Raw genomic sequence first — 12,873 nt, forward strand, 5'->3', positions numbered from 1 at the left:
CTCCCTCTTTAAACCTTAAACTTTAAACTAATTTTTATCTAAATAAATCTTTATCAAATACCATTCTGATTGCATCAGCATGACGACGTTTTGCTCTAGTATAACTTCCTGAAGCTGGTGCTGAATACGCTTTTAACGAAGCCAATCTCCATTTCACAAGATCAAAATTCATCAACATAAAGCTATAAGCTCCCATATTTTTTGGTTCTTCTTGTGCCCAAACATAATCATCTGCATTTGGATATTTCGCAATGATTTCTTTGACTTGATCTACTGGGAATGGGAATAATTGCTCGATTCTAACAACCGCAACGTCTTTTCTTCCATTATTTTCTCTTTCAGCAACAATATCGTAATAGAATTTTCCTGTACAGAAAACCAAAGTTTTTACATCTTTCTTATTTACTGTAGTATCATCGATAGTTTCTTGGAAACTTCCTTTTGCTAATTCCTCAACCGTAGAAACACATCTTGGATCACGTAGTAAACTTTTTGGAGAGAAAACCACCAATGGTTTACGGTAATTGGTTTTCATTTGTCTTCTTAACAAGTGGAAGAAGTTTGCAGGTGTTGTACAATCGGCAACATACATATTATGACGCGCACAAAGTTGTAAGTAACGTTCCATTCTTGCAGAAGAGTGTTCTGCTCCTTGTCCTTCATAACCGTGTGGCAACAATAGAACGATACCGTTTTGATTGTTCCATTTGTCTTCTCCACATGAAATATATTGGTCAATCATAATTTGAGCCCCGTTAGAGAAATCCCCAAATTGTGCTTCCCAAATGGTTAATGAATTTGGATTTGCCAATGCATAACCATAATCAAAACCAAGAACACCATACTCTGACAATAATGAGTTGAACACTCCAAAGTTTCCTTTTTTGTTTTCGATAGCATTCAATAAGATTACTTCTTCTTCAGAATCTTCAACTTTAACAACTGCGTGACGGTGAGAGAAAGTACCACGCTCTACGTCTTGTCCTGAAATACGAACATCAAATCCTTCTGTCAAAAGTGAACCGTAAGCCAAAGCCTCTGCAGTTCCCCAATCGATTGTATTGTTATCGTAACCTACTTTTCGATCCGTAACGATTTTATTGATTTTGTTAATGAATTTTTTATCAGTTGGTAATGTCGAAATTGTTTTCAAGATAGAATCCAATTCTTTTTTAGGGAAAGCAGTATTCACTTTCTTCAACATTACATCAGTAGAAACTTGTTCGAAACCTTTCCATTCGTTTTGCATAAATGGAGTAATGATTGTTAAATCTTTTTTACGAGAAGCTTCTAAATTTTGTTCAAGATCAGCTTTATATTCTTTCTCAATAGTGTTTACATAATTTGCATCGATTACCCCTTGAGACAATAATTTTTCAGCATAAATATCTCTTGGATTTTGGTGCTTTGCAATGATTTTGTACAAAACTGGTTGTGTAAAACGAGGCTCATCTCCTTCGTTATGACCGTATTTTCTATATCCTAACAAGTCGATAAACACATCACGACCAAACTCCATTCTGTAGTCTAAAGCAAAAGATACTGCGTGAACTACCGCTTCAGCATCATCAGCATTTACGTGCAATACTGGCGAAAGAGTCACTTTGGCAACATCTGTACAATATGTTGAAGAACGAGCATCTAAATAGTTCGTAGTAAAACCAACTTGGTTGTTGATTACAATGTGAATGGTTCCACCCGTTTTATAACCGTCTAATAATGACATTTGGATAATTTCATAAAGTAATCCCTGACCTGCAATTGCAGCATCACCGTGAACGGCAATTGGTAAAACTTTAGAGAAATCATTTGGAAAGTATTTATCTTGTTTTGCTCTTGTAATTCCTTCGATAACCGCACCCACCGTTTCTAAGTGCGAAGGGTTTGGAGCTAAATTGATATTGATTTTTTTACCCGTTCTGGTAACTTTGTCCGAAGTAAGTCCTAAATGGTATTTTACGTCACCATCAAAATACTCTTGATCGTAATCTTTACCGTCAAATTCTCCGAAGATGTCCTGAGTCGATTTTCCGAATATGTTAGCTAAAACGTTCAAACGACCACGGTGAGCCATACCCATTACAAATTGTTCAACTCCTTTTTCGGCAGCTTGTTCAATCAAAGCATCAAGAGCTGGAATTACAGACTCTCCTCCTTCCAGTGAAAAACGTTTTTGTCCCACATATTTGGTATGAAGGAAATTTTCAAAAGAAACGGCTTGATTTAATTTATTTAAGATGGTTTTCTTTTCTTCAACAGTAAAATTTGGCTGATTATTGTTTACACCTAATTTGTCTTGTACCCATTTTACAACGCCAGGATTACGGATGTACATATACTCTACCCCGATATGTTGGCAATAAATCGCTTTAAGACGTGTAATGATATCTTGCAAAGAAGAAGGTGCAAGTCCGATTGCTTGAGCAGCATCAAAAGTAGTAGATAAATCTGCTGTTGATAAGCCAAAGTTTTCGATATCTAAGGTTGGCGATGATGTTCTGCGTTCACGAACTGGATTTGTTTTGGTAAACAAATGCCCGCGAGTACGATATCCATCAATTAATTTTAAAACTTTAAATTCTTTCTGTAGTTTATCTGAAACCAAACTACAATCAGCACCAGTTTCGACATATTCAACAATTCGTTGAACAGGGTTTTCCTCATTATAACTTGTCATTCCAAAATCGAAACCTTGAAAAAAACTTCTCCAACTAGGTTCTACGCTATCTGGATTTTGTAAATATTGATCATATAATTGAGCAAAAAATTCGGTATGTGCTGCGTTTAAAAATGAAAACCTATCCATAATATTTTATTGAATATACTTTTTGTTAAATAGTTCGGCAAAAATACAATAAAGCAATTTATTTAAATCTATTTTTTTACGTACTTTTACGTAAAAATTTGTTAAAAAAAGGCTATCCTATGAAAAAATCTACATTTTCTTCACTAACTAGAACAAGTTTTATTCTTTTCGGATTGCTATTTTACGAAAACGTAATAGCTCAATACACCCAAATGCCTCAATCGAGAAGTCCTTTTTGGGAAAAAGTACAATTTGGAGGAGGATTAGGATTAAGTTTTGGGAGTGGCTATACCGACATTATGGTTTCGCCAAGTGCAGTTTATAACTTCAATCCGGTGGTAGCTGTAGGAACAAGTTTATTATTCGGTTATGTAAACACTGATACGTATGAATCTATTTACTACGGAGGAAGTTTAATAGGATTGGTAAACCCCATTCCTCAAATACAACTTTCGGCCGAATTGGAACAAACTCGTTTCAATACCGATTATGAATATCTTGGAGGTCATTTTTCTGATGATTATTGGAACACAGCTCTTTACCTAGGTGCAGGATTTAGAACTAGAAATGTCACAATTGGTATTCGTTATGATGTTTTGTATGACGAAAACAAAAGTATCTACTCTGAACCTTATATGCCTTTTGTGAGAGTTTATTTTTAACAACAAATGAATTAGGAATTGTCTTTAATCATTCATTTTCATAGTCATGTTTTGGACAATACCCTAATATCTATTCCTAAACCAGACTTTTTGCCATTCTCTTTTTAGGATTAAAAAAGAAACTTCTTCGGCTAGTATGACCAAATCGGTTCCGTCTAGTTTTTTTATTTCTGTTTCTGGAACATCAATGATGTATAATAAATTAAGATATTCGGCAAATTTGAATTGAATGAGTCGGAAGATTTTTTCGTGCAATTGTATTTTCAATTCATTCGGGCTAAGGCTCAAAGGAAAATCAACCCCTTCATTGGCCAAATTAAAGTCTTTATTTAATTGCTCAATTAATTTGACATATAAAAACTCTTTTTGAGCTTCTTCGAACAACAAATCAGTATTTAACGGCGAAACATACATGGTCTTAAATTTCAAAATTCAATTTCAATAACAATCTCTTAAATTTAACAAGAAAACAATTTAATATGAGTTGGCAATGGATTTTGATTTCCAGTAATCTACAATTTTAGACAAAAGAACATCTCCTCCAGCGTAGAAAAAAACAGCACCCATTGGCGGGTTGGCAGCGTCTATCAAACCAAAAGTTTTGGGCGCCCATTTCCAGCATTGAAAATAAGTTCCCACCAATTCGATAAAAATCACACAAACTGCAATGAAATAATATAGGTTTTGCCATTTCTTTCTTTTGAGAACCCAAAAAAACAAAACGCCAAAAATCAACGAAAAAATATCTTTCAAAAAAATGGCAACCGACAAAAACAACACCAAAAAACCTATTGCAAAATATTTTTTTAAAACAGCATCATTTTTTACAGCCCATTCTGTATGCGCAAAAACATAACCCGAAGCATACACTATTGCATGACCAAACGGCACATAAAGTGGAATAATCGGAGTTCGATAATCATACATTTTAAGCAAATTGCAAAAAATAAGTTCGCCAATGTAGGACAAAAAAACCATTACAAACATTAACTTCCTGAGATTCGTATCAGCAACCCAAAAGAATAAAGTAAAATACAGAATGGCTAAAATATTCGTGATTTGCCTGGCATCAAAATAATAGGTTGCAAACAAAACGCTATCAATTCCTAAAGCTATAATCGTAAAAAAAGGAAAGAAAATCGCAAAATACAGTGGCATTTTGCTATTGATACTTTTGTCACAAAAAAAGACTGAATTGAATATTGTTTCCATCAAAGAATCAAAAAAATTAGACTTGTCTTCCCATCAAATTCTCACCAAACTCCTTTAAGATATTTTTTTTATCATCAGCAATATTCATTTTATCCAAAGTAGCAAAAGCTTTATAGGTATAATCTGCTATGGCTTGTTGAGTTGCATTTGAAGCTCCTGTTTCATCAAAAATAGCCTTAACAGTTTCTATTTTTTGGGTATTATCTTCTAATTTTAAAGCAAATAACTTTTCTAATTCCAAAGTTTTCCTCTCTGAGGAAAACTCTAATGCTTTCAAATACAAATAGGTTTTTTTGTTTTCGATGATATCACCGCCAACTTGTTTCCCAAAAGTTTCAGGATCACCAAACGCGTCTAAATAATCATCTTGCAACTGAAAAGCCAATCCCAAATTTAACCCAAACTCGTAAATTAAATCTGCATCTGCCTCTGAAGTTTCTGCAATTATAGCTCCCATTTTCATTGCTGCTGCAACCAAAACTGCCGTTTTGTATTCAATCATTTTAAGATATTCGGGAATCGTAACATCTTTTCTGGATTCAAAATCAACATCCCATTGTTGTCCTTCGCAAACTTCGAGAGCCGTTTTGCTGAATAATTTGGCTAAATCCCTAAAGATAGCTGGTTCGTATTGTTCGAAATATTGATAAGCCAAGATCAGCATTGCATCGCCTGAAAGAATTCCGGTATTGAGATTCCACTTTTCGTGAACCGTTTGTTTACCTCTGCGCAAAGGAGCATCATCCATAATATCGTCGTGAACCAACGAAAAATTATGAAAAACCTCGACTGCCATTGCCGCTGGAAGTGCCTTTTTATAATCAGCTCCAAAAACTTCAGCTGCCATCAAGGTCAAAACCGGACGCATTCTTTTTCCGCCCAAGCTCAAAATATAATCTATTGGTTCATATAAATTTTGGGGTTCTTTATTGATAACTTGACTTTCTAAATAGGTAATAAAAAATTCTTGATACTGATAAATGGCATGCATAGACTAAGATCTGATTTACTTTTTTCTAAGTGTTCACTTTTGATTTTACGGGTTCAAAGATACAATTCAAATATGAATTTAGACAAGGTAAACCCCCTCAAAAATGGCCTCCTTTTGGGTTTTATTATTTTTATTAAAAAAAACACTGGAAACTTTGTTGGTTTTTAAAGTTTCCTTCATACATTTGCAGCATTGTTGGAAACTTTATTAGTGTTTAAAGTTTCCAGTTGAAATCAAAACATAAAAAAATAATAAAACCAATCCTAATCGCTATGACAACAAAATGGGCTATTGATTCTAATCAATCGGACGTGTTGATTAAGATGAAAAATTCTACTATAACTTACTTGGGTGGAGAAACAAATCATTTTGATGGTTTTGTTTCTATTGACGAAGATCAAATTGAAGATGCCTCTGTCGAATTTTCTTTAGACAGTATTACTTTTCCTGCATTGGCTAAGGAGACAAATAGTACTCTTGAAACCAATAAAAAACCAATTATCCGTTTCAAATCGACTTCTTTTCAGAAAATCAAAAACAACATCAACTTTTTAAAAGGACATCTAACCATAAAGGATGTCACTAAAGTGGTGGAACTCGATGCCGAATTCATAGGCATAAACAACTATAATGGAACTCAAAAAGCAGCATTTGAAATTAAGGGTGATATCAACCGAAAAGATTTTGGATTGGACAACTACTCCAATTATCCTAAAGAATCTTTTGGTTTTGGAAAAGACTTAAAACTAGTTGCCAATTTGGAGTTTTCCATCTGATATTTAGACAAATAGAGACTACTCATAATTAAGGTAAAGATGAAAGATAAAATCATAGAAAAGGCTAGTGAACTCTTCTTGAAAATAGGCTTCAAGAGTGTCACCATGGACGATATTGCCAATGAAATGTGTATTTCGAAAAAAACGATTTATAAATATTTCTGTAATAAGGAACTACTCATAGAGGAGAGTACTGCATTGGTTCACGAAAAGATACATTACGTAATAAACACGATAGTGGCTCAAAATCATAACGCCATCAAAGAGAACTTTGAAATTAGGAAAATGTTCAAAGAGATGTTTAAATCTTCTGATGACTCTCCCGTTTATCAGCTAAAAAAACATTATCCGGATATCTATCATAATGTACTTAAAATAGAAGTTAAAGAATGTAAAACCTGCTTTACAGAGAATATTAACAAAGGAATAAACGAAGGTTTGTATCGAAAAGACATTGACGTAGACTATTACGTTGAGTTCTATTACATCTTAGTTTTTCATATTAACGAAAATACAAGTTCAGAAATTGAGTCCCGTAAAAAAGAATTACAAGCATTAGAATATCATACCCGAGCTATGGCTACTCCGGAGGGTATAGCAGAATTAGAAAAACAATTAGAAAATCATACAATTTAAAGATGAAAAAATTAATCATGCTCCTTTTATGCACATCGGCATTTACTACCCATGCACAAGTGCAAGTTTTAACTTTGAAAGATGCAATCAACTATGCATTGGAAAATAAAGCTGAGGCAAAGAAAGCAAAATTAGAAATTGAAAAAAGTAACTATAAAATTCAAGAAGTACGTTCGCTTGCATTACCTCAAATTTCAGCAAATGGAAGTTTAACTTATAATCCTGTTTTACAAACCAATGTTCTCGATGGTGCTATGTTTGGACAACCAGGTCAATCTGTACAAGTAGCTTTTGGTCAAAAATGGACCTCTACTGCAGGTGTTACTTTAGATCAAGCTATTTTTGATTTGACTGTTTTTACGGGTTTAAAAGCAGCCAAATCTACACGTGAGTTTTACCAAATCAATAACGAATTGACCGAAGAACAAGTAATTGAAAGAGTTGCTAACAATTATTATTCGGTTTATGTACAACGCGAAAGATTAGCTTTATTAGACAGTAACTATGTAAATACGGTAAAAGTTAGAGACATTGTAAAAGGACAATTTGATAATGGACTAGCCAAAAAAACCGACTTAGATCGTATCGTAGTAAAAATGTCTAATATAGACACCGAGCGTCAGCAGGTTAAAAACCAAATTGAATTGCAAGAAAACGCATTGAAATTCTATATCGGAATGCCTATCGAGCAACAATTCTTCATTCCGAAAGAAGAATACGAAATAAACCCTGAACTGTTTACCGAAGTGCCAAACACAGAAAACAGAACGGAGTATTTACTTTTGAAAAAACAAGAAGAGTTGTTAGAATTCAACAAAACAGCTATTCAAGCTCAATTGTATCCAACATTATCATTGGTAGCAGGATACAACTACTTAGGACAAGGTCCAGAAATGCCTTGGTTTGCTAAACCAGATAAAGGGGTATATTGGTCTGATTATTCAGCAATTGGTCTAAATATGAGAGTTCCTATTTTTACAGGATTTGGAACACGTGCCAAAGTGAGACAAGCCGAATCGGATATCAAATTGCTACAAGAGGATATTAAAGACACGAAACTTTCTCTTGATTTGGAATATCGAAATGCAAAAGCACAAATTGAGAACAACTATGTAACCATTACCAACCAAAAGGAAAATATGAAGTTGGCACAAGAAATAATGGCAAACACTAAAAATAATTACCTTCAAGGATTGGCTTCATTAACCGATTTATTAGATGCTCAAAATGCATCGCTTGAAGCCCAAAACAATTATACAAGAGCCATTTTAAATTATAAAATAGCCGAAGTATCATTATTAAAATCAAGAGCTCAACTTAAAACACTTATAAAATAAATAACTATCCAACATGAAAAAGAATATAATATATGGTATTATAGCTGTCGTACTAATTGCTTTGGCAGCTTACAAAATAGGCGGAAACAAAGAAAAACAACTCCAAGAAGTTGCCGAGGTTGCCAAGCAAGTCGATAAGATCAATGTCAATGTAATTACCGTAAACAGACAAGACATTAATACTGACTATGTTGCCAACGGAACCTTCATCCCAAAACAGGAAATGAACCAATCGTCTGAAATTTCAGGACGTATTGTAAGTGTTTTGGTCAAAGAAGGCTCAAGAGTTTCGGCTGGACAAACATTAGCTACCATCAAAAGAGATGCAATTGATGTAGATGTTACCCAAGCACAAAATAATTTACAAAACGCTATTGCAGACAACCAACGTTATGAAAATGCATTCAAAACTGGCGGTGTTACCAAACAACAATTGGACAATTCGAGATTACAATTGAAAAATGCTGAAGCTGCTGTAAAATCGCAAAGCGTAAAAGTAAATGACACCAGAATCAAAGCGGGAATCAGCGGTACAATCAACAAAAGAATGGTAGAACCTGGAGTAGTTGTATCACCAGGAACAGCATTATTCGAAATTGTAAACATCAACACACTTAAACTTTCTGTTTTAGTAGATGAAAGTCAAGTAGGAAAAATTGCTTTAGGACAACATGTTGACATCAAGGTAAATGTTTTACCGAACGATTCTTTTAGCGGTAAAATTACTTTCATTGCCCCAAAAAGTGATGCTTCGTTAAACTTCCCTGTAGAAATCGAAGTGCAAAACAGAGGCAATCTAAAAGCAGGTATGTATGCAACTGCAACCTTTAAAACCAATAGTGGTACTGAAACCAAAAACATGATGACGGTTCCTGCAACCGCATTCGTAAACGGTGTAAGTTCAGGACAATTGTTTGTGGTAAACAATGGTACTGCTAAATTAATTAAAGTACAAACCGGAAAAGTTTACGGCGATAAAGTTCAAATTTTAAGCGGATTGAACGAAGGAGAACAAGTAGTTACTTCTGGACAAATTAACCTTGACAACGGTTCTAAAATCAACATCATAAAGTAATAGCAAAATGAAGTTAGCAGAAATATCGATTAAAAGGCCTTCTCTTGTTATCGTATTGTTTACGATCCTAACATTAGGCGGTTTATTAAGTTACTCCTTAATGGGGTATGAGTTGATTCCAAAGTTTGAAACCAACATGGTAACCATCTCTACGGTGTATCCGGGAGCTTCGCCAAGTGAGGTAGAAACTTCGGTAACCCGAAAAATAGAAGATGCCGTTGGAGCCTTAGAAAACGTAAAAAAAGTAGAAGCATCCTCATACGAAAGTTTGTCGGTTGTAATGGTTCAGTTGAATACTGGTGCCGATGTCAACTACGCCATGAATGATGCCCAAAGAAAAGTGAATGCCATTTTGGGAGATCTTCCAGAAGATGTAGATGCCCCTTCACTTCAAAAATTCTCTATGGATGATCTTCCGATTATGACCATGAGTGTTTCCAGTGATAAACTGAACAATAAAGAATTGTACGACCTTTTAGATAAAAAAATAGAACCTATTTTCTCTCGTGTAAACGGTGTGGCTCAGGTAGATCTTATTGGTGGTCAGGAAAGAGAAATTCAGGTAAGTTTAGACGAGAAAAAAATGCAAGGTTATGGTATTGCTATTAGCGATGTACAACAAGCTATTTTGACCTCAAATCTTGATTTCCCAACGGGAGCTGTAAAAACAAGAACTTCCAGAGCAACGATTCGTTTGTCTGGTAAATATAGAGATGTAGCCGAATTAAATAATTTGGTAGTTTCAAATAAAAATGGCGCTCAAGTTCGTCTTTCGGATATTGCAACCGTATTTGACTCTCAAAAAGATGTTGAAAAAGTAGCACGATTCAATCAGTTGCCCACTATTTTATTACAAGTAAAAAAACAATCTGATGCCAATGCTGTTACAGTTTCGGATTTAGTTAAAAAAACAATTGCTCAGGTTGAAGGTAATTTTAAAACACAAGCCGTAAAAGTTAAAATTGTAGATGATACAACCGACTTTACACTTGCTGCTGCCGATCACGTAATCTTCGATTTATTCTTGGCGATTATTTTGGTGGCTATCGTAATGCTTTTATTCCTTCATAACATTCGAAATGCATTTATCGTAATGGTTTCGATTCCAGTTTCGTTAATTGCAACCGTAATCGGAATGTATTTGATGGGTTACACCTTAAACTTGATGAGTTTATTAGGACTTTCATTAGTGGTAGGTATCTTGGTGGATGATGCGATTGTGGTATTAGAAAACGTATATCGCCATATGGAAATGGGTAAAAGCCGAATCCGTGCTGCTTATGATGGTGCGTCAGAAATTGGATTTACCGTAACAGCGATTACCCTGGTAATTGTGGTGGTGTTCTTGCCAATTGCCATGAGTTCAGGTTTGGTTTCAGACATCTTGGCACAATTCTGTGTGACTGTAGTTATTGCAACGATGTTCTCATTATTGGCTTCGTTTACTATTATTCCGTGGTTATCTTCAAGATACGGTAAATTGGTTCATTTGACAGGTAAAAATGTTTTCGAGCGTTTTATATTAGGTTTCGAAGCACAATTAGACCGTTTTACACACTGGATTTCTGATATTTTAGAATGGTGTTTAAAAACAACAACCCGAAGAATCATGACGGTTATAGTAACTTTTATTACTTTAATAGCTTCGTTTCAATTTGTAGCTTTGGGTTACATTGGAGGTGAATTTTTCCCAAAAATGGATCGTGGTCAATTCTTAGTTCAAATGGAATTACCAAAAGATGCTTCGGTTGAAAAAACCAATCAATTGACATTGGAAGTTGAAAAATACTTACGAAATGACAAAGAAGTTGTGGATTTGATTACAACCGTTGGTCAGCAATCAACTGGTTTTGGTGCTGCTCAGGCAACCTTGTATCAATCGGAAATTCAAGTAATTTTAATAGATAAAGCATTGCGTGATGAAAGTACCGATATCAAATCGGCTAAAATAAAACGTGCCTTAGAAGAAAAATTCACAGGAGTAGAATTTAAAACAGCTCCAATCGGATTAATGGGAGCTGATAATGCTCCAATTGAAATGGTTGTAACTGGTCCAGATAATGCTACGGCCAACAAAGAGGCTAATAGAATTCTAGAATTGTTGAAAAAAGTACCAGGATCTGTAGATGCTGAGTTATCATCAGATTCAGGTAGCCCTGAAGTTCAGGTAAATATTGACAGAGATAAAATGGCTTCGTTGGGATTAAATTTGGCTAGTGTAGGTCAAACCATGCAAACTGCCTTCAGCGGAAATACCGATGGTAAATTTAGAGCTGGTGAATACGAGTACGACATCAACATCCGTTTTGGTGATGCCAACAGACAATCTATTGAAGATGTACGTAACTTAATGTTTACCAATCCACAAGGACAAAAAATACGTTTGAGCCAATTTGCCGAAGTTAAAATGGGTTCAGGACCAAGTTTATTGGAGCGTAGAGACAAGTCGCCTTCTGTAAAAGTAAAAGCAAAAGTAGTGGGGCGTCCTGTAGGAGATGTGGCTAATGAATGGGCTGCACAATTTATGGATAATGAAAAAACAAAACCAGCAGGAGTAGATTACATCTGGAGTGGTGATATGGAAAACCAAACTGAAGGTTTTGGTACATTAGGAATTGCTTTATTAGCGGCAATTATCTTAGTGTACTTAGTAATGGTTTCTTTGTACGACTCGTTTGTGTATCCATTTGTGGTATTGTTCTCCATTCCACTGGCATTAATTGGGGTGATGGTAATTCTTGCACTAACAGGAAATTCATTAAATATCTTTACGATGCTCGGTATGATTATGTTGATTGGTTTGGTGGCGAAAAATGCGATTATGATTGTCGATTTTACCAACATGCGAAAAGCGGAAGGTGAAAATACACATGATGCCTTAATTCAGGCCAACCATGCACGTTTGCGTCCGATCTTGATGACTACCATTGCGATGATCTTCGGTATGATTCCGATTGCAATTGCAAAAGGAGCTGGAGCCGAAATGAACAACGGATTGGCTTGGGTAATTATTGGAGGTTTGACATCGTCATTATTCTTGACTTTGATTATCGTTCCTGTTGTATATTCATTGTTTGATTCTATCTTACGAAGAATGGGGAAAGATGAAAAAGTAGATTACGACGCCGAAATGAAAGCCGATTACGAGCATCTTGAAATAAGTGAAGATGGTTTCACCCCGAAACACAATCATTAATCCTAGATTAGTTTAATAAATTTAGAAGCCTGTTCATTACCGAACAGGCTTTTTTATTAAATATTCATCAAAAAAAACATCTGAATTAACCAAAAAAGCAATTTATTTTTAAAAATAACAGTATAAAATAAACTGCTCTTGTTTTGTATAAAACTTTATATATATTTACACAACCGATTGTT

At 34.8% G+C, this 12,873-nt stretch carries 10 protein-coding genes; 6 read left to right on the top strand and 4 right to left on the bottom strand.

Annotated elements, in window-relative coordinates:
* Positions 1-34 precede the first annotated feature (34 nt).
* Positions 35-2,806: a 2-oxoglutarate dehydrogenase E1 component gene (locus ABEB18_RS04810; RefSeq protein WP_348797988.1), complete on the bottom strand. Its 2,772-nt coding sequence runs from the start codon at positions 2,804-2,806 to the stop codon at positions 35-37.
* A gap of 119 nt (positions 2,807-2,925) precedes the next feature.
* Here ABEB18_RS04810 and ABEB18_RS04815 point away from each other — a divergent pair, with 119 nt between their 5' ends.
* Positions 2,926-3,468 carry a hypothetical protein gene (locus ABEB18_RS04815; RefSeq protein WP_348797990.1) on the top strand — a complete coding sequence of 181 codons (543 nt, stop codon included), beginning with the start codon at positions 2,926-2,928 and terminating at the stop codon, positions 3,466-3,468.
* A gap of 63 nt (positions 3,469-3,531) precedes the next feature.
* Here the strand turns inward: ABEB18_RS04815 and ABEB18_RS04820 are convergent, their stop codons facing one another.
* The 3 genes from ABEB18_RS04820 to ABEB18_RS04830 form a co-directional block, all read right to left on the bottom strand.
* Positions 3,532-3,882, bottom strand: a complete 351-nt coding sequence (locus ABEB18_RS04820) for a hypothetical protein (protein ID WP_348798324.1) — start codon at positions 3,880-3,882, stop codon at positions 3,532-3,534.
* 60 nt (positions 3,883-3,942) lie between these two features.
* On the bottom strand, positions 3,943-4,626 hold the full coding sequence (locus ABEB18_RS04825) for a hypothetical protein (protein WP_348797991.1): 684 nt from the start codon (positions 4,624-4,626) through the stop codon (positions 3,943-3,945).
* A gap of 70 nt (positions 4,627-4,696) precedes the next feature.
* Positions 4,697-5,671 (bottom strand): polyprenyl synthetase family protein, encoded by a 975-nt coding sequence (locus ABEB18_RS04830; protein WP_348797993.1) that lies wholly within the window; start codon positions 5,669-5,671, stop codon positions 4,697-4,699.
* 272 nt (positions 5,672-5,943) lie between these two features.
* On the opposite strand from ABEB18_RS04830, the gene ABEB18_RS04835 reads away from it, so the two are divergent.
* From ABEB18_RS04835 to ABEB18_RS04855, 5 genes are read left to right on the top strand one after another with little or no spacing between them, the layout of a single operon-like run.
* Complete coding sequence (locus tag ABEB18_RS04835) at positions 5,944-6,447, top strand: YceI family protein (RefSeq protein ID WP_348797995.1); 504 nt, start codon at positions 5,944-5,946, stop codon at positions 6,445-6,447.
* Between the two features lie 39 nt (positions 6,448-6,486).
* Entirely contained in the window at positions 6,487-7,083 is a 597-nt protein-coding gene (locus ABEB18_RS04840; protein WP_348797996.1) for a TetR/AcrR family transcriptional regulator, read from the top strand.
* 2 nt (positions 7,084-7,085) lie between these two features.
* Positions 7,086-8,420 carry a TolC family protein gene (locus tag ABEB18_RS04845; protein WP_348797998.1) on the top strand — a complete coding sequence of 445 codons (1,335 nt, stop codon included), beginning with the start codon at positions 7,086-7,088 and terminating at the stop codon, positions 8,418-8,420.
* Between the two features lie 13 nt (positions 8,421-8,433).
* Positions 8,434-9,495, top strand: a complete 1,062-nt coding sequence (locus tag ABEB18_RS04850; RefSeq protein WP_348797999.1) for an efflux RND transporter periplasmic adaptor subunit — start codon at positions 8,434-8,436, stop codon at positions 9,493-9,495.
* 7 nt (positions 9,496-9,502) lie between these two features.
* The gene (locus ABEB18_RS04855; RefSeq protein ID WP_348798000.1) at positions 9,503-12,691 is read left to right on the top strand and encodes an efflux RND transporter permease subunit; all 3,189 of its coding nucleotides are present in this window, start codon (positions 9,503-9,505) and stop codon (positions 12,689-12,691) included.
* Positions 12,692-12,873 lie beyond the last annotated feature (182 nt).

The sequence above is a fragment of the Flavobacterium adhaerens genome, from assembly GCF_040045115.1.
Lineage (GTDB): Bacteria > Bacteroidota > Bacteroidia > Flavobacteriales > Flavobacteriaceae > Flavobacterium > Flavobacterium adhaerens.